The organism is Nostoc sp. (genome assembly GCF_036917465.1).
Classification (GTDB): domain Bacteria; phylum Cyanobacteriota; class Cyanobacteriia; order Cyanobacteriales; family Nostocaceae; genus Nostoc.
Genome location: NZ_JBALDL010000086.1, coordinates 1 through 22,833, shown reverse-complemented (window position 1 = coordinate 22,833; position 22,833 = coordinate 1). Strand labels below are relative to the sequence as shown.

The window sequence follows — 22,833 nt, the reverse complement described above, 5'->3', positions numbered from 1 at the left end:
TGCTACGCGTAGCGTCTCTAAGAGTTGCCATCGCTCCGTTTTATTTTTATTGCTCTCATTACTTCTTTATTTGTTACAAATGTTGAGGTAAATTAAGTATAAAACCGTAGTGGCTATAGCAAACATCGGATCATGACGCAACTCTTCATGGTCGTTCAAATCTTCGTATCCCATGACTAAGCCATATATCCGTTGTGCAATTAAGTTTTCTATCGAATGGTCAATTCTATTTGACAAACGGTAATCTTGGAAACATCTTGCTAACTGTGATGTTATTTGCAGTTTTCGGTCTAGTTCCGCAATTAAGCTTAAACCAGCATCGGATGTTACCTGTCCACCCTTGAAATTAACTATGACTGGGGGTGACTTTGGCTGTTCAAATCTGAACTGTTTTGGAAGCGATGTCTACGACGGGCTACGCCTACGCCTTGCAGGTCGAGTCATAGTCTATAACTGGTGAAATGCTTTTTGTATATACATTTTAGCAGTTTTTCACTCTGCTTTTTTCCGAGTTTGTGAGAAATCCGGGTTAAATGCATCATTGAATTAGCGACGATTAATTAAGAATTATTCAGTAAAATAATATGAAATACTAAATATAAAGATTGCTAAGAGAACAGGAAGCATTTTATTAAAGTCTATTTGCTTTTTTTGGATCATTTCTAAACAAGACATCGGAATCATCAAAGGCCAGAATATAGTTGTTAACAAAAACATGACAACCGATAAAAATTTATCTTCTGGAGTCCAAGCAGGATGACGTAGAGAAAATATTAACCAATTGCTTAAAAAATAGCATGTCATTAACAAGTAAGCAATAGTTAAAGTCAGTTGTATCTGATTCACTGTAAGTACTCCTGAAGTTATGTTAGCTTCACCAAATATCATCCGTACAACGTTATAACATATTTGGTTTTCTCTATTGCCCTGTAAATTACCAATGACTTTATATACTAAATCCCTGCAATTCCTGTTATTTCCAATTTCTCTTGCTGTTTATAGAGTCTCGTTAACTCTGTTTGGAGAAAATTTTTAAATTTTGGATGATGAATATTCAATCTGCGTATCTTTTCAGAAATCAAACCTGATTCCTATATAAGGATAATGCCTTACAAGTTCTTGCTACCTTCCCAAATTCCACAAAGTATAAATAGCTCGATTCATTACTATTACCATCATTGAGTGTCGGGTGGGTCTAACTTTGCCCACCTTACAACTAATTCACGCCCCGCAGCTTACGAGTGTTATCAACTAAACTCTGAGCAAATTGATCAAATCTTTGGGAGAGTTTCTCATCTACTAGCTTGCCTTCAGGACTGAATGCAGCCCAAGCCTGACCTATTGCAATCTGCTCAGGTATGCACCAACAATGAACCCATCGCACAATTAGACGTAGGTCATTTAAAGCGTTACTGTTAGACTGGCCACCCAATACGCTGATTAGTCCTGTCACTTTATCAGATAGTTGCTCAAAGCTCATCAAATCTAGAGCATTTTTCAGGACACCACTAACCCCACCGTGATACTCAGGTGTGGCTAAAATTAATCCATCTGACTGACTGACAGTATCCTGCAAGCGCTTAACATCTGGGTACTCTGGATACTCTTTTGCGCCAGTGCAGAACGGTAAATGCAACTGTCTTAAATCAAGAATTTCTACCTCTGCACCAAGGGCTTCTAGCCTTTGCACTGCTACTTGTAAAGCAAGCTGTGTATACGAGTTTGGTCTTAAACTGCCACCAATGCCAATAATTCTTACCATAATTAACCTATAAACTATTAACTAGATACTATCACCGACCTCTTAAAAAGCGTAATCGTTATGACTATGCTTATCTTAGCGATTTGTATCGGAATGTGTCAAATTGATATCAAGGGGAATGGGGATTGGGTACTAGGGACTGGGGACTGGGTAATGAGCGAAGGAAATAACTATCCATTTGTCTTTTAAGCTTTTCCCCAATCCCTAGTCCCCAGTCCCTTCTGTGGAAGTTAGACTAGATAAGAGTGATAATTTCCAGTTATTACAATTTTTGGTAGAAGAATAGGCATAAAACCATAGCTCAACTTGTGCCAGCAGACAAAGGGTAATTATTATGACAAATTTGGGAAAAAAAGCATTGGTAAAAAGACAGTCATCAAAGCGCGTTGCTTGGGTTGGTGCAATCGCAGCTAGCTTGATTATGTTACCAGGAATTTTCGGGAGTACCCCCGTCTTGGCACAAAAAGCAGAGAGTACGTCTTCTAGTACCTCTCTAAACTATGGTGATTTGCTCAAGAAAGTGAAGGCGGGAGAAGTCCAAAAAGTAGAGCTTGACGAAACCGAACAGCTAGCCAGAGTTTATCTCAAAGGGCAAAAGGAGAATACGCCACCGCAACAGGTGAGACTTCTGGCACAAAACACAGAGTTAATTAACATACTCAAAGATAAAAATGTTGAGTTTGGCGAGGTTTCCTCTGCTAACAGTCGGGCTGCTGTTGGGCTGTTAATTAATCTCATGTGGATTTTGCCACTGGTGGCTTTAATGCTATTGTTCCTGCGGCGCTCCACTAATGCTTCTAGCCAAGCGATGAATTTCGGCAAATCCAAAGCTCGTTTCCAAATGGAAGCGAAAACTGGAGTGAAATTTGAAGATGTCGCTGGGGTTGAAGAAGCTAAAGAAGACTTGGAAGAAGTTGTGACTTTCTTGAAACAGCCAGAAAGATTTACGGCTGTAGGCGCACGGATTCCCAAAGGAGTGCTGTTAATTGGCCCACCTGGTACTGGTAAAACTTTACTAGCAAAAGCGATCGCAGGTGAAGCAGGTGTCCCATTCTTCAGTATTTCCGGTTCGGAATTTGTGGAAATGTTCGTTGGTGTGGGTGCATCTCGCGTGCGTGACCTCTTCAAAAAAGCCAAAGAAAATGCCCCCTGTCTAATATTTATCGATGAAATTGATGCAGTAGGTAGACAAAGGGGTACTGGTATCGGTGGCGGTAACGATGAGCGCGAACAAACCCTGAACCAACTGCTCACCGAAATGGATGGTTTTGAAGGTAACACAGGTATCATTATTATTGCTGCAACTAACCGCCCAGATGTTTTAGATTCAGCGTTGCTCAGACCAGGACGCTTTGACAGACAAGTGATGGTGGATGCACCGGATCTCAAAGGACGGCTGGAAATTTTGAAAGTCCACGCGCGGAATAAGAAAATTGATCCTAGCGTATCATTAGAAGCGATCGCTCGTCGCACTCCTGGATTTACTGGCGCAGACTTAGCCAACTTACTCAACGAAGCCGCTATTCTCACTGCTAGGAGACGCAAAGAAGCTGTCACCATTTTAGAAATTGATGCTGCTGTGGATAGAGTCGTTGCAGGTATGGAAGGTACTGCATTGGTAGACAGCAAGAGCAAGCGCTTGATTGCCTATCATGAAGTTGGACATGCTTTAATAGGCACATTGCTCAAAGAACATGACCCAGTGCAGAAAGTTACACTCATCCCACGGGGACAAGCACTGGGATTAACTTGGTTTACTCCTAATGAAGAACAGGGGTTAATTTCCCGCTCCCAACTTAAAGCCCGGATTACTGCTACTTTAGGTGGTCGCGCCGCCGAGGAAATCGTTTTTGGTAAGCCAGAAGTTACCACAGGTGCAAGTAATGACTTGCAACAGGTGACAGGGATGGCACGGCAGATGGTGACACGCTTCGGTATGTCAGAATTAGGCCCATTGTCTTTAGAAAATCAGAGTGGAGAAGTATTTCTGGGACGCGACTGGATGAATAAATCAGACTATTCTGAAGAAATTGCCGCCAAAATTGATTCACAGGTGCGCGAAATTGTCAATACTTCTTACATCAAGGCAAAAAAACTGTTGGAAGAAAACCGCATAATTTTGGAGCGTTTAGTAGATTTGTTAATAGAAGAAGAAACAATTGAAGGTGATTCATTTCGCCAAATTGTTGGTGATAATGCCCAAGTAGCCGATCAAAAATTGGCTGTACCTCATTAGGGAATAGTTGAAACTCCCTACACTGTGGCAGAAGTTTGCCTACTTGGAATAATGGGATTTTACCCATTGTCTAGTTTTGAGATGGGAGCTAAATTTACGCCTGCTGTTCTAGTGAAAATCCAAAGGCTCAGATTCCCGACTTGTTTAAACAAGTCGGGAATCTTCTTGTAAGTAGGTAGGCGTAATTAAATATAAGATCAAACCTCACCCTCAATCCCTCTCCGATACTTTGGAGAGGGAAGCCGGAGGCAGGGTGAGGTTTTATATTTAATTTGACCCACTTACTTAAGGGATTTCCAAGAAATAAATTATCCCAGAATCAATAGTTGGATATTTTTTATTTGTCAGCCCCTAAAAAAGTCAGAAGGCTACGTCAGCATTTCCACAAACTGGTACATAAAGTCTTACCACTGTCAAGCTTAGGGTATTGTATTATATATACCCAATCAATGTAGTACACGTGGAAATGGACATTATGAAACATAGATTTTGGGCAAGCTATCTGCTTGCGGCTTTAGCATTTCTCCCTTTAGAACCTATGATTAGTACTCAGGTTTTGGCAACCGAGTCGGTTTATCAATTGGCACAGTCCAAATCTGCTTACACACAATATATGCAACTGGGTTATAATGAAACTAGACGGAGAAACTATCGAAAAGCTTTATTGAATTTTCAGCAGGCAGAACGGCTACGTCCTGGAGATAGGTATGCTACTGCTGCAATTAGAAATATTACAAGCTACATCCAACGTGGTAGAAATCGTATTGCCTTCGTCCCAGGTAGACCTGGTAGGGTAAAGTCAGCAGGAACACGAGGAAGTTGCTTTCAAGCTGGACAAAATATCATTCCCCTGACACCAACAGATAAGGAAGCTCAACGAACTACAGCAGAGCGTCCCACATTTTTTTTCTATGTTCCTCAAACCTCTACAACAATACAAGCACTAGAATTTGTTTTGCAGGATGATGATAGCTCCGAACCATTGTATAAGGGAACCTTTAAACCTGTTGGGCAGAACGGTATTGTTAGTGTAAACGTACCTGCCGAGCGGACACCTCTACAAATCGGTAAAGAGTATAGTTGGACTTTTTCAATGATTTGCGATTTAGGCAACCGTGATAAAGACTCTTATGTAAAAGGTACAATAGTGCGATCGCAAGATGAAAACCTCTCTCTTGAGTTAAACCAACCAAGCACAGACTTGGATCGTGCAGTTTTATTTGCAACGGCTGGATTTTGGGAAGATTCTCTCAGAACTTTAGCTAATTTACGCCGTCAGCGTCCTAACGATCCTGAAGTTCAGAAGTATTGGGAAGATTTGTTGAATTCAGTAGAGATTAAAGAAGTTGTAAACAAGCCTTTATTGCCCTGTTGTACTGTTCAAAAATAAATTAACAATTACCTAAAAATCTGGTTTTGATAAAGAAGCCGATTTTTTACTCTTCAATAAAAATTGAAAATCCTTTTTTGTTTGCCTAAAACTATAGGATTACTATTTGATTTTTGAAAAAAATTAGGTATTGTAATGGCGTGACAAGCCTAAATTCGTGTAATAGAAAAATTGAGTGATATTTCTAAAATATCAATTATTTTCAAGATTTTTAATGCACTATTTTAGTCTTGCTATGCTACTACCTATCTTTTAAAAAATCAAACCTGATTCCTATATTTCGCGGTGTTCAGATCCCCGACTTCTCAAAGAAGTCGGGGATCTTGTTTTTCACAATGATTTAGGATTGCTATCTCAATTAAGAGTATACCCGTGGGGAAATGCGTGTTCCCGACATCTAGTAATATTAATATTAATATTAATATTATACCTAATCTGAATGGAAACCTCGGTAATAGCTTTCTATTTTCCTTTCTGTCCGTATACAACGGTATTTTGTGTTATGTACAACTTTTTGTTTTAAGTGGACTGTGATCGCAGACAATACAGTTAATCTGAAGATATCGAGCAATTGGTTTGCAATACTTAATATTAGATAATCTAATAATTAGGTGTTGATGATATTGTGTTTGTCAGTACATATTTTTTTGTATGCATCATGTAAACTCTATCTGCGGAGTAAGATTGCTACATAAATTTATGGTAATTCGAGTGCCAAGCAGCAGCAACCCTAGTTTTGCTGTGGTATTAACCTGACCTAGAGTTTGGTTATTTCATTTTATGTAGAGCAACTGAAGCGTAAATTTAGTTGCTTTGAAAGCATTCCATTATTATATGTTGCCTAATCAGCAGACACTTGTCACGTAGCCATGAGAGTTTGACAAAGATGTGGCAGGAATTTGAGGAATTAAATAAGCGATCGCTGATATTACATGAAAAACCATTAGCTATACGCAAATTAGTAATCACACCATAGAAAAGAAAAAGCTTATGAGTACAACACGCAAGTTTCGTTTAGGTGCATTCATTCAAGCCACCGGTCATCACATATCCTCTTGGCGACACCCTGATGCACAAGCAGATGCTGGATTGAATTTCGAGCATTATAAGGAAATTACCCAGACTGCCGAACGCGGCTTATTTGATGCAGTTTTTCTCGCAGATAGCCCAGGAGTCTGGGGTGGCTCTCCAGAAACTCAGTATCGCAACGGTAAAATCGCCCATTTCGAGCCAGTCACTCTCTTTTCGGCTTTGTCCTCTGTTACTCAAAATATCGGCTTTATTTCCACCGCCTCGACCACTTATGAAGAACCCGATCGCCGCCCTACAGAACCCGGAATCGAACCGCAGAGGACGCAGAGAAGCCAGTGCGCCCTTGCGGTTCCCCGACTTGTTCGCGCAGCGTCTCCCCTTGGGAGAAGCAACTGGCGCGACACAAATAAATAAGAGTTTCAGAGAGTTCTTGCGTAAGTCCTAACAAACTAACCAACAGCTAGAAAAACCTTGTAATTTTTTAAAGGAAAAAAACATGACTGAATATAGCCGATTAAAGACCTCACGCTCCGCCGCAATTAGAGCAACTCTTGATTATCCGGTAATTGACACTGACGTTCACACTAATGATTTTACCCCAGCTTTTGAGGATTACATTGCCAAGTACGGCGGCGTGAAACTCGTAGACGAATTACGTAAAACCGAAGCTTCCCGTCTCAACTCCAAAAGCAACGGTAAAGACTGGTATCAACAAACCCCTGAAGAACGTCAATACAACCGCACCATCCGATCGCCTTGGTGGGCTAGAGTTACTAAAAATACGTTGGATCTAGCTACTTACACCCTCCCCGGACTCCTTTATGAACGTCAAGCCGAGCAAGGGTCAGACTATTCGGTGCTGTTTCCGAATAATGTCCTAGCACCGGCTGGAGCCAGCGCAGAGAATCGGCAAGCACTGCAACGCGCGGTCAATCACTATCATGCTGATATCTACCGGAAATATAGCGATCGCCTGACACCGGTAGCTGGTATCCCATTAACTACTCCCGAAGAAGGCATTGAGGAGCTAGAGTTTGCAGTAAAAACACTCGGCTTAAAAGTAATTAATATTACTGGCGGGGTAAAACGACCGATTAAAGCGATCGCTGATAAATATCCAGCCGATAAATTCCCCGAAATCGCCAAGTATGCCTCTTATATCGACTTCTACGGACTAGATAGTGAATACGACTACGATCCATTCTGGGCTAAAGTTGTGGAATTAGGCGTACCCGTCACCACCCATTACGGCAGTCAGGGTTGGACTGGACGTTCCTCCATCAGTAACTACATGAACAACCATATCGGTCACTTCGCCGATGGTTCGGAAGCTTTTGCGAAGGCGTTATTCTTTGGTGGTGTTACCAAGCGTTTTCCGCAGTTGCGAGTAGCAATGCTCGAAGGTGGTGCAGATTGGGGTGCCCGTGTCTACATTCATTTGGTAGATCGGTTCTCCAAGCGCAATGTCAAAGCACTGGAAAACTACAATCCAGCGTTGACAAATGCCGATGAGCTATTTGAGATATTTGAGCAATACGGTGCAGAAGTTACTCAAGGGCATTCCCTCGATAAGGATGAATTGACTAAGACTGTACTGGGAGCTTCATTCAGCCGTCATAGCCGTGCGCCAATTGGTAGCGAATTGGACGATTTTGCCGCAGCAGGGATTGAAACAATTGAGGATATTCGCGATCGCTGGGTGAACAGTTTCTTCTTTGGTTCCGAGTCAGACGATCGCACCATCGCTACGGCATTCAATGACAAAGCCAATCCCTTGGGAGTCAAGATCAACGCCATCTATTCCTCCGATGTTGGTCATTGGGATGTGCCAGATTTGACTTCACCCTTGGCTGAAAGCTGGGATTTGGTTCAAGAAGGCGTTATTTCCGAAGCCGACTTTAAATCATACATATTCGCTAATCCCTACAAGTTTTACACCCAAGCTAACCCCGAATTCTTTAAGGGTACTGCGATCGAATCTAAGGTAAATAACACCGAATTTAACCAAGTAGATAAGAGTCTGGTGGTGGCGTAAACAATTCGTAATGGGCTACGCCCCGCTACGCTAACGTAATTCCTAATTATTCCTCCTCATTCTCATATAGGACTTACGCAAAAACTCTCTGAAACTCTTATTTATTTGTGTCGCGCCAGTTGCTTCTCCCAAGGGGAGACGCTGCGCGAACAAGTCGGGGAACCGCAAGGGCGCACTGGCTTCTCTGCGTCCTTTGCGGTTCGTTTTTTCATGATTTTGCGTAAGTCCTGATTTCAAAACTTTCTCAATTAACTACTTACAATTCCATGACCTTACCAACTACCAATCTAGGAAAAACTGGATTAACTGTTTCCCGCCTTTGTCTCGGCACCATGACCTTTGGATTACAGACTGACGAAGAAACTTCCAGAGACATTCTCGACACCGCTGCTGATGGCGGCATCAATTTTTTGGATACAGCCGATGTTTATCCACTTGGCGGCGGACTTGCCACTGCTGGGCGTACCGAAGAAATCGTTGGACGCTGGCTTAAAGGCAAACGCGAACATTTTATTTTAGCTACCAAGTGCGTTGGTCGAGTCGGCCTTGCACCTTGGGATCAGGGTGCTTCGCGCAAACATATTTTGGATGCGATCAATGCTTCCTTGCGACGTTTGGGAACCGACTATATCGACCTGTATCAGTTGCACTCCGACGATGCCTCAACCCCCCTTGATGAAACCTTGGAAGCACTGGATACGGTCGTTCGTGCTGGCAAAGTACGTTACATCGGGGTTTCCAACTTTTTAGCCTACCGACTCGCCCGCGCCTTGGGTCGCGCCGAGACGCGCAATCTAGCTAAGTTCATCTCAATTCAGCCCCGCTATAACCTATTGTTCCGCGAAATTGAGCGAGAACTATTACCCCTGGCGAAAGAAGAAGGATTAGGTGTAATTTCCTACAATCCCTTGGCGGGTGGTCTGCTCACCGGCAAACATATTCTTGCTCAAGGCCCCACCTCCGGTACACGTTTTACGCTAGGCGCTGCCGCAGAACGTTATCAAGATCGCTACTGGCATGATCGCGAGTTTAATACTGTTGAGGCTTTACGCACAGTCGCGGATCACGCCGGATTTTCCCTCACCACTTTAGCAGTAGCTTGGGTTTTATCTAATCCTATTATCACTGCTCCCATCATTGGTGCTAGCCGCCCACAACAACTTGTTGACAACCTGAAGGCAGTGGAACTAAAACTCGACGACAGTTTGAAACAAAAGTTAGACGACTTAACCGCCGAATACCGAAGGGGAGATTCTCTCCGTTAGTTTCAACTAATTTTCATAATTACGAATTACGTTAGCGACACGAGGAAGCGAGTCCGCGTTCGCTTTTAGCGTCTCGTAGAGAGCGTCATTACGAATTACCCAATTGTCCAGTTTTATCTTGCAGAAAAACCAAAATGATGCTAGTGGATCGACTTTCATGACGACGAAAAAGACCAGACAATTCAAATCTTTTCAACGTGCTGCTGTGGTAATGTGTTAATGGTGATCCTGGAGGTAATACACGCAACCTGTGGCATTATGTTGCCCTATGCCATTGGTGAGATCATCCGGGGCGTGACGAAATCAACGGGCGACGGCAAGCCCATTTTTGATGCCATGAGGCAACCCCTGATGTTGTTCACCGCTTTGAGTGTGGGTGAAGTGGTATTCGGGCGATCGGCTGGACTCTTGCAAACCATCCTCCATCCCATCCACCGACAGCATATTGTGCGATCGCTCTATGCCTACTTGCAATACCATTCCCATCGCTACATGAGTAGCAGTTTTTCCGGGGCTTTGGCACATCGGATTAGCGAAACCTCTCTGGGTGTTACCCAAACGATGCAAATGATGATTACTGAATTTATGCCAGTAATCGTTGTATATACTGTTGCTACGACGATACTGTATCGCACCTATCCTCCTCTGGCTGCACTCGTGGGGATATGGGCAGTTCTCTTCATCAGTATTTCGTTCGGGCTGGCAACTCGCTGCCGAATTTACTCCCGGAAAGCCGCAGCCGCCAGAAGTGAAACAACTGGCATCATTGTAGATTCGGTAACAAATCTCACCAGCAGCCGACTGTTTGCTCGCTTGGGTTTTGAACGACACTATTTGAATGACCAATTAAGGCGGGAAATAAAAGAGGTGAGACAGTCTAATTGGTATTCGGAGCGAATTCGCTGGTTTCAGTTCATTTCAGCAGCAATTCTCAAAATCAGTACCCTATATTACTCACTCTCCCTCTGGAGTCAAGGTAAAATTGCAACTGCTGATTTCGTTGTGGCAACTAGCCTATCGCTGTTGATCATTAGTGAAGCCCGCAATTTGAGCCGCCGCTTTCTAGAATTTTTTGAACATATCGGTAATGTCGCCAATGGTGTTTTTATTATCGTTCAACCCCACGAATTGATTGATAGCGATCGCGCGATCGCTATCAATCAATTACCCAAGGGAAAATTGAGTTTCGGCGGGTGAATTTCAACTACTCCGAGGAGAAGAAAGTTTTCCACAACCTTTCTGTTACCATCCAACCCGGACAACGTATAGGATTGGTAGGCTTTTCTGGTTCGGGAAAATTCAGCTTCGTCAATTTGATTTTGCGTTTATTCGACCCACAATCTGGACAGATTATTATTGATGGGGTCGATATTCGAGATATGACTCAAGATGCCCTACACGCACAGATCAGCTTAATTCCCCAAGATCCATCTTTATTCCATCGCACGCTGCTAGAAAATATTCGTTACGGACGCTTAGATGCAACCGATGAGGAAGTGATTGAAGCCTCGCAAAAGGCTCATGCTCATGATTTCATCGCTCAAAGTAAAGATGGTTACAATTCTCTGGTGGGCGAACGTGGTGTTAAGTTATCTGGAGGGCAGAGACAACGGATTGCTATTGCGCGGGTAATTCTCAAAAATGCACCGATTCTGATCTTAGATGAAGCTACCTCTAGCCTCGATTCAATCACAGAAAAAGCGATCCAAGATACCCTCGACTTAGTAATGAATGGAAAAACGGTCATTGTAGTAGCTCATAGACTATCTACCATCGTCCATCTAGATCGGATTTTGGTGTTCGACAAAGGCCGCATTATCGAAGATGGTTCCCACACAAAACTGCTGGCACTCGGCGGCGCTTACCACAGGTTATGGAAAATGCAAGCAGGTGGATTTCTACCGGAAAATCTCGGCGAGGAACCTATACGCGATACTCGTCTTGGTGCGGATAACGTCGAAAAGGGAATGATTGCTTGACAATTGTAAGTCTATTGGCTCCTCTTCTCCCAATTTGAGAGAAGAACAAATCATAAGTTAATTACAACAACTACTGCAATGATTTAAATATTTCTTATACATCAAGAAGCAATTGTTGCAAGATATAAAGCATTTGCAGCAATTACTTATACATTTTTTGAAAATATTTAAACGTTTCTTATACATGAAGGAGCAATTGTTGCAAAGTATGAAGCATTTGCAGCAATTGCTTATACATTTCTTGGAAATACTCAAACGTTTCTTATACATCAAGAAAGAATTGTTGCAAACGCTTGAATTTTGGCAACTAGTTTTGAGAATTCAGCGAGTTACAAGTGCTGATAGCATGCTAAAGATTTTTCCTGTTTAACTAGGTTATTGAGGCTAAAATCATAGTATTTGAGCCAGTTTCAACAGCGATCGCTTTGGAGGGTGATCATTTACCTTTAAACTGAGTTCAGCAATTGCCAAAGCTTTTTGGTACAGTATTCTAAAAAATCCAGATGACGAAGAAAGGCGATCGCTCATTGCAATTGCCAGTTTATTGCTCAGAATCAAGAATGCAGTTGCTATGATAAAACGCCTCCTTGTGGTCGAGTCTCCCGGAAAAGTCAAAAAACTCAGTCAAATTCTGGGTTCAGATTGGAAAGTTCTCGCTAGTTGTGGTCATATCCGAGAACTCAGCAATGAAGGGGACGATTCCTTGGGCTTTGTCATGGACGGCAATAATGTTCGGTGCAATTACGTTCCGCGTGACCAACGAGCCAAAGAAACAATCCAGAAACTCAAGTCTGCGGTGAAGCAGGTTGATGAAGTTGTTTTAGCAACTGACCCAGATCGGGAAGGTGAGACAATCGCTTGGCATCTCAAAGAAACGCTGGGTTTAAGGGAACCGAAACGAGTAATTTATACTGAGATTACAGCATCGGCGGTGCAGAGTGCGATCGCTAATCCCAGAAAGCTAGACCAAAATTTAATCGGTGCTGGGTTGTGTCGAGATTGCCTAGACAAGTTGGTAGGCTATAAGGGTAGTCCTTTAGTTTGGGCATTAAATAACGGCGCTAAGAGTGTTGGTAGAGTCCAAAGCGCGACGTTGCACTTGATTTGTCAGCGAGAAAACGAAATTCTGGCTTTTATCCCCCAAGATTACTGGAGTGTCTGGGTAGATTATGCTGAAGGATTCCGAGCTTTTTACAAAGGGACGGTTGATTCTGCAAAAGATGCAGCAGAGCAAGAGACTGAAACTCACGATGACGCAAAGGTAGGTAATAGTCCAGAAACACCGGAGTCTAAACGCGTTCTTTCCGAAGCAGAGGCAACACGTTTAGTTGAAGAAGCAAAGCGACATCCTCATCAGGTGATTCATTTTGAAGGAAAAATTGTTAACCGCCAGCCACCGCCACCATTTATAACTTCCAGCCTTCAGCAAGCAGCCGGTTCAAAGCTGAGGTTTGCTCCTGACAAAACTATGATTGTTGCCCAAAAGCTTTATGAGGCGGGGCTTATCACATATATGCGAACAGACTCAGTAATGCTGAGTCCAGAATTTTGTGCCAGCGCCCGGAAATGGTTAGAGCAAAACGATCCGCAGAATGTACCGCCGCAAGTCGCCAAGCATCGCAGTAGCAAATTGGCTCAAGAAGCACATGAAGCGATTCGGCCAACGGATGTGTTTCGTCCCTCAGTTCAATTGCGCTTAGAACTTCCTGATGATGAGTTTAATCTGTATGTGATGATTTGGAAACGGTCAATTGCTTCTCAATGTAAAGCCGCCCAATTGCGTAAAACTTTGGTGATTACTCAATCTGGTTCTCTATTGTGGTCAGCTAGAGGGCAAGTAATTGAATTTTACGGTTATGCACGGTACTGGAACAATCTCAGCAAGGATAGTATTTTACCTTCATTAAAACAGGGACAAGCATTGAAATTGGAGAATGCTGGACATGAAAAGAAGCAAACTCAACCACCGCCGCGTTATAGCGAACCTAAATTAGTGCAACTGATGGAACGGAAAGGAATTGGTCGTCCAAGTACTTATGCTCCTACTGTTGCTACCTTAAAAAAACGAAACTATGTTGAGTTGAAAAAAGACCATCTGCAACCGACAGCTTTAGGGCTAGAAGTTGATGCGTTTTTGCTCAAAGCACTGCCGGATTTACTAGAGGCGGAATTCACAGCGAAAATGGAAGATGCCCTTGATGCCATTTCCGAAGGAAAGAATTCTTGGCAGCATTATTTAACTAGTTGGAATCAGAATTATTTTGTACCAGCCCTTTCCAAAGCTAAAACTGTAGTTGCAAGTTCTCCAACAGGTAAAGCTAATGTAATAACTGAGCGCAAATATGAAACTTCCAGGACGCGATGCCCTGAATGCAAAAATTTTCTTGCCAAAATTCCCAGTACTAAAGTTAAAAAGAAATATTTCCTCAAATGCACAAAAGGCTGTGATGTCGTGCTATTTTGGAGCGACTTTAACAAGACTTGGCAGCCACCACAAACTAAAGGAGTTGAGGCTGAGAATCAACAAAAGCCTCCCGTAAAGATAACGGAATATCCTTGTCCAGTATGTAAGAAACCTCTAGAGGAGTACAGTTACATCAAAGAGGGACAGAGTAAGAAAATGTTGCGATGTTCCGATCCACAAGCACGTAAGGATACTAAACATAAAGATGTGGCTTATTTCAGTACACAAAAAGGGTGGTGGAGTCCGAAGTTTGGGGAGTTAAATTGTTAGGTTTTAACTCTGATATTCTTACAAGAGATGGGGAATGGGAAATGGGGAATAGGGAATAATGAATACTCAAACACGCTTCAATTCTCCAGATATTTACTCGATTTTGAGTCAAACTCAACGCTTGCGAGTTAGTGATGGAGAGATTAAACCCGTTTTAGATGGTTGCGAGAATAGTTCACAGACGCTCGTACTTATTTGGTTGCAGTTGGGAGATTTTGATAATTTAGAATACGCTTGGTGGCTGCAAAGAGAAAAAGAAAAGATCGAAGCAAGAGGAATCACAATTCGCGCGGTTGGAATTGGAAACCGCAATTCTGGTGTCAAGTTTTGTGAATATACGGGGTTTCCTCAAGAATGGTTGTTTGTGGATACAATAGCTGAAATTCACGCTTTATTAGGGCTTTCTCGCGGTCTATCTATACAATTTCCAATCCTATCAACGTCACAAAAAGCAAGGCTTAATTTAATGCTAATGTGTGCTGGGATTGGTAGTCCGGGAACTGTGAAAGAAGTTTTTCGGGGTTATAAAGGTGATAAAAAAGCTCCTCAGTTAATTGCTGATGAGGAAGTTGTCAGGGGTACACCTTTACCACCAATGAAAGGTTCATTTTTTCAAGCTGCTGGAGGAAAAGGCTTTCAGCGTCCTTTTGAACTAGCAACCCTCCGCCTGAGAAACATGACCGAAGTTTTGAGCAACTGGAATACTTATGTACCAGATTCATCTTATTTGACACAACGGGGTGGAACTTTTTTATTTGATTCTCAAGGTAAATTAATTTACGAACATTGCGTAGGCGTAGCCCGCCGCAGGCATCGTAATATTCTTGGTTTTGCCGAAAACATGAGCAATCCCTTAGATTTTTTGTATAAGTAATTCAGTCATTATAATTAAGTTGTTGTTATAAATTTTCCCACGTACGTACTCATAAGTACTTTGATTACTTTTGTGTTACTCAAGTTTGTGAATTTTGAACTATATAGTTGCTCAACTTAAGTATTAAATAAAATTACTACCAATAGTTTAAGACAAGCAAAAACGTGAACCGTTTCAAAAAGCTATCCTCAATTGTGTTCCTGCTATTAGCCTTCATTTATCCGCCTGCTTTGGCTGAAGCTAAGGATACTACTCTTAATCATGTGCTAAATGAACAGAGTCTTGACGCACAGACAAAATTAGTTGGACAAAGTGAAGAGTTTTTGTTAGCTCACCGATGGAATGGACGATATTATCATAGAAGGCAACGGACTGGACGATATTATTATCAACGCCAGCACAATCAACGACATTATTACAGACGACGCTATCGCTCTGTAGATTATCACGGACAACCATATCGTCATGGAGAATGGGAACTTGTGCGCGATCGTCATGGCCGATTAATCTATGATTGGCAGCGTTAATATAGCGGGAATAGGGAATAGTATTGTAGGGTGTGTCACAATGAAGTTCGTAACGCACCATTATCAAAGGTTTGGTGGGTTACTCTGTTGCTAACACAACGCCAGTGACGCTACGCACAGTCGCTACCGCTCAAGTCGGGAAACCCGCCCACACGACTGCCTCCCCTACGAATCTTTTCAGAAATCAAACCGGATTCCTATAATCTTTATGCGTAAATCCTTTTTAATTTTCAATATCCATTAATAACTAACTCAGAGTTTTGTATTTCCTAAGCTTTATTCTTTGAGTGCTTTGTATATCTACGCCACGCAGATTCAATAAATGCAACAGGTTTGCCAACCGTGCAAAGCGTTCTGCACGTTGTTAAATTTCGTCTGGCAGGTTAATGATGATTGGGGTACTCATTGGTGTTGTAAATACTCCTCTCTATTCTCACTTGCAATAGTAATTATTTGTCCCAGCGCAACAGAAACTGAAGAATGTAATTTTAACTTAATTGGGCAGTTGTGGGCTTGGACAGAGGAAGACGATCAATTGGTGGGTTTACTTTGTCTGTGTACGCTTGATCCAGTATGGATAAAATGCGATCGCTGGAAAGCCATACCATCTGTTTGTGATTGAATTGCGTTCTGAGAGCGATCGCTTGCAAGTTTTGCAAGACTATATAGGTAATGGGGCGTAACTTGGTTAGTTAATTGATAGAAAACAACGGCAAGTTTTTATTTATTGTCCTAATATTGCGGTTGAGGGATTAGATAATCCTAAGCCAACTTATTCGCCGCATCTGAAATACAAAGTTCATGAGTTAGAGCAGCATAAAGACTATGTGCATCAGCAGGAGAAATTGATTTGTGCCATCGCTGAGATTTGTGTTTCTCCAATGCAGGAAATGGAGGCGCTGCGGATTCTGATTTATCGGGGCGAGGAGGAGTGTCGGCGCTACTTGCGATCGCTATACCTCCGCTTTTTCTTTTCCAGAAGAACACTGAATTCTTCTTCAAGACTATTTTCCAGTAGTTGCGGTTGAGGGGAGCAAGTATTTATCATACCAAGCTAAATAACGTTCTAGGACATCACGTTGATAACTCGGTTTGCTGATTCCGTGGGACTGTCCGGGATAAACTACTAACTGAGTATCAACTCCGAGACTTTTCAGGGCTTGATACATCTGTTCAGAGTTTAGCAGTGGTACAGAACCATCCTTGTCACCTCCCAGAAATATTGTCGGTGTCACAATTCGGTCAGCGTGAAGAAATGGGAAAGAAATTCGCAACCATGTATCCAGGTTCTTCCACGGTACGCCTAACTCCTGTTCGTAGTCATAAATATACTCATCTGTACCATAGGTCGCCAGAATATTTGATTCACCAGCCCCACTAACTGCGGCTTTAAAGCGAGTATCTTGAGCAATAGTATAGTTGGTTAACATCCCCCCATAACTCCACCCACCAATTCCTAAACGCGATGGCGAAGCAATTTTGCTAGCGATCGCATAATCAGCACCGGCAATAATATCTTGAGCGTCTTTGTTTCCCCAGTCTGCATAGATCGCTTTAGAGAAGGCTTCACCTCTTCCTGAACTCCCGCGTGGGTTCACACCAACGACGACATAACCATGAGCAGCAAACAGTTGCCAATTAAACATAAACTGATTTGCGAACTGCCCCACAGGCCCACCATGCAGCATCAGTAGTGTTGGGTATCTCTTCCCTGACTGAAAGTTAGGTGGCTTGACAAGAAAACCGTGAATTTCTGTTCCGTCCTTACTATTAAAGGTGATTTCATTTGTAGTTGCTAAATTTAGTTGAGCTAGCAACTGATCATTTTGGTGCGACAATGGACGCAAATCTTTACCGTTGAAGGCGAAGACTTCATTTGGTTCTTGTGGCGTTGAAGAAAGTAAAGCGATTTTGTCATCGCCTCCTAAATCAAAGTTACTAATATTTCGCCTTCCTGCTAACAAGCGCTCAATTTTGCCACCAGCTACCGGTATCTTTGCAAGGTGAACGTTACCATCGTCTTCGATTAAAAACAGTATTGATTTCCCATCTTTGGTAAAACGCGGTTTGACAACATTGCGATCAAGCCTGGAAGTCAGTAGACGCGGAGTGCCGCCAAGGGCAGGAATCACCGCTAGATGGTAAACTGCGTATTCAATGAGTTTGGGTGAACCTCCTTGAAGATAGGCAATTGACTTCCCATCTGGACTCCAAGCTGGACGGCTACCCCAATCAGGATCGCAGTCAGCACCAGGAAAAGTGGTTAGCTGGCGGGCTTTTGCTCCAGATTGGGCAGCGATGACATAAAGATCCCAATTATTGTTGCGATCGCTTTTTTCACCGCGTTTGCTCACAAAAGCAATATTTTTGCTATCACTTGACCAAGCAGGTAAAGACTCATTAAATGAACCTTGGGTGAGAATCTCTGTTTTGTGAGTTGCTAAGTCCAATACATAAAGATGTTCTCGACTTTTGTCAATAAAACCGACACCATCTTCTTGGAAGTGAAACAGATCGATAACAATCGGTGGTGGGGTTTTGCCATTAAAGGGAGTTTCTGGAGCTGGTTGAGAGGCAATTACGGCTAGTCGTTTACTGTCACCAGACCAGACAAAATCGCTAACATCACCAGCAAAGTCGGATATTTTTTCGGCTTCACCACCTGCTAGGTTGAGCAACCAAATTTGCTGTTTTCCAGATTCACGGCTGGATATGAAAGCTAGATACTTCCCATCTGGGCTGAACCGAGGGTTATATTCACTATCTTTACCGTTAGTTAAATGTAACGTTCGGGAACCATCCCAAGAAGTCATGTAAATATGTTTATCTTGTGTATCATTTTTCAAATCCGTATTAGTTACTGTGTAAGCAATCCAGTCTCCAGTGTGAGAAAGTTGGGGATCGCTAATTTGGCGAAAGGCAAACTGATCCTCAAGCGTCAGCAGGCGTTTCTCTTGAGCTTGAGCCGGAATATTTATACCGAGTTTCACCGCTAAAACAGCACTTATGAAAGCGATTTTTGTTAGCTTTTTCATAACTAGATATCATAACTTGGGGTTGGCACATTTTTGGGTGAAGGTAGAGAAATTGGTAAATAAGCTAAAACACATTTAATTTACAGATTAAAATTTTATCAATGTCTTGTGGGGTAGGCATTTTCCCGTCCTGATGATGCAAATTAACTGGGGTTTAGGTTAACTTGGTCATAAGCCTTTGCGAGAAATAAAGTTTTTGGATAGTGACGTGTAAATACTGATGTCACGGTAGAAGTAGCAGCAGGAGTAGAGGTGACTGCAATTATTACCAAAGCATCAGCAGAAACTTTGAAACTTGCTGAAGGTAAACAAGTCTACGCCATAGTTAAATCATCAGACGTAATGATTGCCACAGACTAAAGTAATTGTTGGCATTCTATTAAGGGAGGGGCAATTCAACTGCCTCTTTTTAATATTCTACTGTTAATTGACGCTTCATACGGTGATTCTTGTTTCACTGAGCAACTTCGTATTTAACTGTCTTTCATACCCACACTCCACTACGTTGCGTGTGGGGTCTTCCCCGTGAAAGGATAAAAATTCTTTAAATTGCTTTTGAATCTTTAATCCTGTAAATATTTTATGAGGTTATCGTCTGAAAGGTACGCACCAAGGTGTACCCATTACTGGATCTGGCACAATTAGACACGCTGATCCAAACACATTTTGCACCAATTCGTGCAAAATGTGTTTCTCCTCGTGCGATCGCGTTTAAAGGGGAAGCAAGTAGCTATGAGGGATAACCAACCAAGTCTTTAGGCATTGCTGAATCATGGGATGATTTAGCCCAATTTGGAACGAATTTTCAATGGTTTCAACGGTCAATTCATCTCGCATTTATGCAACGCCCTATTTTAAAATCCCCAGGGGGATACCTACGGCAACCCCTCTGGTGTACACATCAATAAACTATGTTTGCGCTAGCGCATCGTAACAGTACCCGATTTTCGCTTATGCAGAAGTAAACCAACACTAACAGCTGCTAATGTGCCAAGTATTGAATCCGATTCGGGAACTGCTACGATTTGACCCGAACCGCTAATTGTGTTGCTAAAAGCACCAAAATCATTCACTCGACGACCAGTAGTAACTAAAAAGTATTTCTGTCCTGTAACAAGTTCTCGGTTGAAAGTAACAGTACTACCATTCGTAGTAGTATTTGCTATAAGAACATTGGTTAATTGTTCGGTAGGATTGAAACTTTCCTGATATAAAGCTAAGAAAATATCCCATTTTCTATTTGCAGGTGGTGTAGGTTCAGAATCACCACTTATAATATATAAACCGGATTGCTCGATCGTAAAATCAAATACGCTGTAAGGTACGCTCATTCCCAAATTCCCATCTTTTTCACCACTGATAAGAGTGGGAGGATTACCTGGCGCTACACGCCGCCAAATCGGTTCGTTTGTTGTATCGCCCTGATAATTAAAGACAGCAGCTTTGGAGGGTTGAGCAGTAGAAACAGTAGCTAATGCTAACCCCAGAATAACCATTAATGGTTTTTGAAAAAACTTTGTTTCTAACATAAAACTGATGACTCCTCAAATACAAATGGCTTGGTGTAGTGGGAAAACTCTTTAGTAAGGTTTGGACTGTAACAATTAGAGAAGTTCAACTGTTGCAGAATCTGATGATTTTATTGCAATAATTGACGATATCTACGCAATTTCAATGCTGTGAGAGAAGATAAGCCAGTTAACAAAAAACCAGAGATTGATGGTTCTGGAACTTGAGTAATTACCAACGAAAGATTATCTGCGTAAGCGTCGTTTATTCGTCCTCTTGCATAATTGGCGTTCAGCAGTACATTAATTTGACGTGTACCCACAGGTACAGAGCCATCAGCTGACTGCAAAAATAAGCCTGTGGTGTTGTTTCTTTGCGCGGCAGTTGGCGAAGTAATACTTGCTATGCCTATTAATGTGGAGCAGCTTAACTAATACTTAAACAGTCCTTGATCTGAGCGTTTAAAATTTATGACTTATTCATCAGTATTTATAGCGTATTTTCTTATACGTAGTTGTATTTTCTATTGAAGCTATCATACCAACTTGGTTGGAGAAAATCAATTCAACTACGTAATTAAATGCTAACTTTATCAAAATTTTAACTAAAGAGTTTTTTATCTTGATGAGATTACGCACATCATAAATCATGCACACAATCGGAAAAGGAAAGAGCAAAAAATCAATCCGAAATCTCTACAAAATTTGCGCTTAGGTGTGGCTGCAAGGCGTAAAGGCAAAATCAGATGTACCATCATAATCCTTCCACAAACTAAGGAATGGTCTTGAAAGCCGCTTTAGAGTAGTGGCTTTCTGTTGACTACAGTTCTTGTGTATCTACTTGTGCGTGATAGTAGTCTTGAACGTATTTACTAGTTACTTGTAGCAGTGTGTCGTGACCTTCAGAACTCACCTGTGGGAACGCTGACCGTACACTGCTGATATAAGAGGTAAAATCAGTTTCACTGGGATTGAAGAACTCTTGCCCGATCACGAGTGCGGCATAAGTTTCAGACATCTTAGTGCTGAATCCGTGCTCGGTGAGTCCATCGCCGATGTAGCGAAATAGCCAGTTAGCGTCAGCGTCCTGCTCAATCAATTTAGAAGCGTTTACTATGAAGTCTTGGTATTCAATCATTGGGGTTACTCCTTTGGTTGTGTTGGCTTTGCGAAAGAATACAAATTTGCTGCTACTTGATCGACTAGTGAAAAAATCCGATTAGCCTAAATAGCAGTTTGGGTGTGGTGATGTCGGTTTTGCGATTATTCTGGGCGCGATCGCTACACTCAACTCAACTACGCCCGATGCTCAATGCCACTACGTCATTGGTTATAGCGATCGCAACAGAGTAAAGCTGTTGACCCTGGTCAAGTAATGAACTGGGAAAGCCAAGGCGGTGTTTTGCTCCCATCAGTAACAGTTACACCAAAGTCAATTTTCATAAGTAATACCAATTCTTTATGAAGATGCATAGAATATTAAACGAACCGCCAAGTACGCCAAGAGCGCCAAGAATAAAGAGTTACTCATTCAGTGCAGCTTCACCTTAAATTGGTATAAGTTTGTTGCAAAAGCTTTTAGGTAGCATGAATGCGTTCGTTTGCTTTGTGCTTTCTTTCACTATGAAATAAAGCAAATGTACAGGCATAGCAGCTTATGAATCTTGTCCCTCAACAATTTCTTTTTGGATAAAACTAATTTGTGCAGCTAATTCTTGCCGAGTAGAAGCTTTGAGAAGATATCGGAAAAAGAACCAAGTTATGTAACCAATTCCAGTTAACTCAAAAACTAGATTTAACTGCGGAATTTCATTTACTACATCTAATACAGCTATAATTAGCTTAAGTGCCACAGTCCCTGAAATAATTGTAGCAAAACAAATAATTGGCAGTTGGTATTCAGTGGAAAAATCACCTAAATATTTAGGCATTTGCTCTAAAAAGGCAGAAAAGTTACTGCCAAATTGCTGCCATTGAGGTAATGGTTGAGTATCAAAATTTGAACTTTCAAGTGCTGTGTTCGTCCTTGACGTTGCCGTTGGCGGAGCCTCTTGTAGAGAAGGCATCGGTTCGGTTAATGTAATATCAAAAGATTTCGATTGTTGCACTTCGCTTTTCCGATCTAATGGTTTATCAGCAGCTAGTAGCAATGGCTGAGTATCAAAATTTGAACTTTCAAGTGCTGTGATAGGTTCGGTTAATGTAATATCAGCAGATTTCGATTGTTGTACTTCGCTCTCTATAAGTTTCCTATTTTCTTCAGGGATAACAGTTTGCTTTTTCTCACCACGGATATCAAATTGAGCCAATTTCATCAGAGGGGAATAGATGGCATTATACATATCGCGTGCCATATTCACCGCACCTTCAAAACCCATGTATGGGCCATTGTGGTAGCCATGACCATTCACATAAGGCAAGTGCAACTTCTTCACCAACGCACCCACGCGTGGCCC

The 22,833-nt window shown here is 42.0% G+C and carries 17 protein-coding genes and 4 pseudogenes; 11 read left to right on the top strand and 10 right to left on the bottom strand.

Annotated features, from left to right (window positions below; genetic code table 11):
- Window positions 1-111: 111 nt before the first annotated feature.
- A pseudogene (locus V7K38_RS21220) lies at window positions 112-396 on the bottom strand (transposase); the annotation flags it as partial.
- 820 nt (window positions 397-1,216) lie between these two features.
- Window positions 1,217-1,762, bottom strand: coding sequence for an NADPH-dependent FMN reductase (locus tag V7K38_RS21215; protein ID WP_334860402.1), 546 nt, complete (start codon window positions 1,760-1,762; stop codon window positions 1,217-1,219).
- Window positions 1,763-2,096: 334 nt separating this feature from the next.
- Between V7K38_RS21215 and ftsH the strand changes: the two genes are divergently transcribed.
- The 6 genes and pseudogenes from ftsH to V7K38_RS21185 all read left to right on the top strand — a co-directional run bounded on the left by ftsH (window position 2,097) and on the right by V7K38_RS21185 (window position 11,699).
- Entirely contained in the window at window positions 2,097-3,998 is a 1,902-nt protein-coding gene (gene ftsH, locus V7K38_RS21210; protein WP_334860401.1) for an ATP-dependent zinc metalloprotease FtsH, read from the top strand.
- 475 nt (window positions 3,999-4,473) lie between these two features.
- On the top strand, window positions 4,474-5,388 hold the full coding sequence (locus tag V7K38_RS21205) for a DUF928 domain-containing protein (protein WP_334860400.1): 915 nt from the start codon (window positions 4,474-4,476) through the stop codon (window positions 5,386-5,388).
- A 990-nt stretch (window positions 5,389-6,378) separates the two neighbouring features.
- Window positions 6,379-6,702, top strand: a pseudogene (locus V7K38_RS21200) (LLM class flavin-dependent oxidoreductase); the annotation flags it as partial.
- A gap of 214 nt (window positions 6,703-6,916) precedes the next feature.
- Complete coding sequence (locus V7K38_RS21195; RefSeq protein WP_334860399.1) at window positions 6,917-8,455, top strand: amidohydrolase family protein; 1,539 nt, start codon at window positions 6,917-6,919, stop codon at window positions 8,453-8,455.
- 266 nt (window positions 8,456-8,721) lie between these two features.
- Window positions 8,722-9,720 (top strand): aldo/keto reductase, encoded by a 999-nt coding sequence (locus tag V7K38_RS21190; RefSeq protein WP_334860397.1) that lies wholly within the window; start codon window positions 8,722-8,724, stop codon window positions 9,718-9,720.
- A gap of 157 nt (window positions 9,721-9,877) precedes the next feature.
- Window positions 9,878-11,699: pseudogene (locus tag V7K38_RS21185) on the top strand (ABC transporter ATP-binding protein).
- A gap of 390 nt (window positions 11,700-12,089) precedes the next feature.
- Here the strand turns inward: V7K38_RS21185 and V7K38_RS21180 are convergent.
- Window positions 12,090-12,257 (bottom strand): hypothetical protein, encoded by a 168-nt coding sequence (locus V7K38_RS21180; protein WP_334860395.1) that lies wholly within the window; start codon window positions 12,255-12,257, stop codon window positions 12,090-12,092.
- Window positions 12,258-12,270: 13 nt separating this feature from the next.
- Between V7K38_RS21180 and topA the strand changes: the two genes are divergently transcribed.
- The 3 genes from topA (at window position 12,271) to V7K38_RS21165 (ending at window position 15,834) form a co-directional block, all read left to right on the top strand.
- Entirely contained in the window at window positions 12,271-14,433 is a 2,163-nt protein-coding gene (gene topA / locus V7K38_RS21175) for a type I DNA topoisomerase (RefSeq protein WP_334860393.1), read from the top strand.
- Window positions 14,434-14,491: 58 nt separating this feature from the next.
- Window positions 14,492-15,307: a peroxiredoxin-like family protein gene (locus tag V7K38_RS21170; protein ID WP_334860391.1), complete on the top strand. Its 816-nt coding sequence runs from the start codon at window positions 14,492-14,494 to the stop codon at window positions 15,305-15,307.
- A 164-nt stretch (window positions 15,308-15,471) separates the two neighbouring features.
- The gene (locus V7K38_RS21165) at window positions 15,472-15,834 is read left to right on the top strand and encodes a hypothetical protein (RefSeq protein WP_334860389.1); all 363 of its coding nucleotides are present in this window, start codon (window positions 15,472-15,474) and stop codon (window positions 15,832-15,834) included.
- A gap of 488 nt (window positions 15,835-16,322) precedes the next feature.
- On the opposite strand, the gene V7K38_RS21160 is transcribed toward V7K38_RS21165, so the two are convergent.
- From V7K38_RS21160 to V7K38_RS21150, 3 genes are all read right to left on the bottom strand, one after another.
- Complete coding sequence (locus V7K38_RS21160) at window positions 16,323-16,493, bottom strand: hypothetical protein (protein WP_334860387.1); 171 nt, start codon at window positions 16,491-16,493, stop codon at window positions 16,323-16,325.
- A gap of 103 nt (window positions 16,494-16,596) precedes the next feature.
- The gene (locus V7K38_RS21155; RefSeq protein WP_334860386.1) at window positions 16,597-16,836 is read right to left on the bottom strand and encodes a hypothetical protein; all 240 of its coding nucleotides are present in this window, start codon (window positions 16,834-16,836) and stop codon (window positions 16,597-16,599) included.
- A gap of 2 nt (window positions 16,837-16,838) precedes the next feature.
- A complete protein-coding gene (locus V7K38_RS21150) occupies window positions 16,839-18,869 on the bottom strand; it encodes a S9 family peptidase (protein WP_334860385.1) in 2,031 nt (676 codons plus the stop codon).
- Window positions 18,870-19,079: 210 nt separating this feature from the next.
- Here V7K38_RS21150 and V7K38_RS21145 point away from each other — a divergent pair.
- Together V7K38_RS21145 and V7K38_RS21140 are read left to right on the top strand one after the other, a co-directional pair.
- Window positions 19,080-19,229: pseudogene (locus V7K38_RS21145) on the top strand (TOBE domain-containing protein); the annotation flags it as partial.
- 254 nt (window positions 19,230-19,483) lie between these two features.
- Entirely contained in the window at window positions 19,484-19,612 is a 129-nt protein-coding gene (locus tag V7K38_RS21140) for a hypothetical protein (RefSeq protein WP_334860384.1), read from the top strand.
- A 177-nt stretch (window positions 19,613-19,789) separates the two neighbouring features.
- Here V7K38_RS21140 and V7K38_RS21135 read toward each other — a convergent pair whose 3' ends face one another.
- The 4 genes from V7K38_RS21135 to V7K38_RS21120 form a co-directional block, all read right to left on the bottom strand.
- A complete protein-coding gene (locus V7K38_RS21135) occupies window positions 19,790-20,398 on the bottom strand; it encodes a PEP-CTERM sorting domain-containing protein (RefSeq protein WP_334860383.1) in 609 nt (202 codons plus the stop codon).
- A gap of 110 nt (window positions 20,399-20,508) precedes the next feature.
- Window positions 20,509-20,727 carry a PEP-CTERM sorting domain-containing protein gene (locus V7K38_RS21130; RefSeq protein ID WP_334860382.1) on the bottom strand — a complete coding sequence of 73 codons (219 nt, stop codon included), beginning with the start codon at window positions 20,725-20,727 and terminating at the stop codon, window positions 20,509-20,511.
- A 470-nt stretch (window positions 20,728-21,197) separates the two neighbouring features.
- Window positions 21,198-21,515 carry a hypothetical protein gene (locus V7K38_RS21125; RefSeq protein ID WP_334860381.1) on the bottom strand — a complete coding sequence of 106 codons (318 nt, stop codon included), beginning with the start codon at window positions 21,513-21,515 and terminating at the stop codon, window positions 21,198-21,200.
- Window positions 21,516-22,032: 517 nt separating this feature from the next.
- On the bottom strand, window positions 22,033-22,833 hold an 801-nt coding region (locus tag V7K38_RS21120), incomplete at its 5' end, for a CAAD domain-containing protein (RefSeq protein ID WP_334860380.1).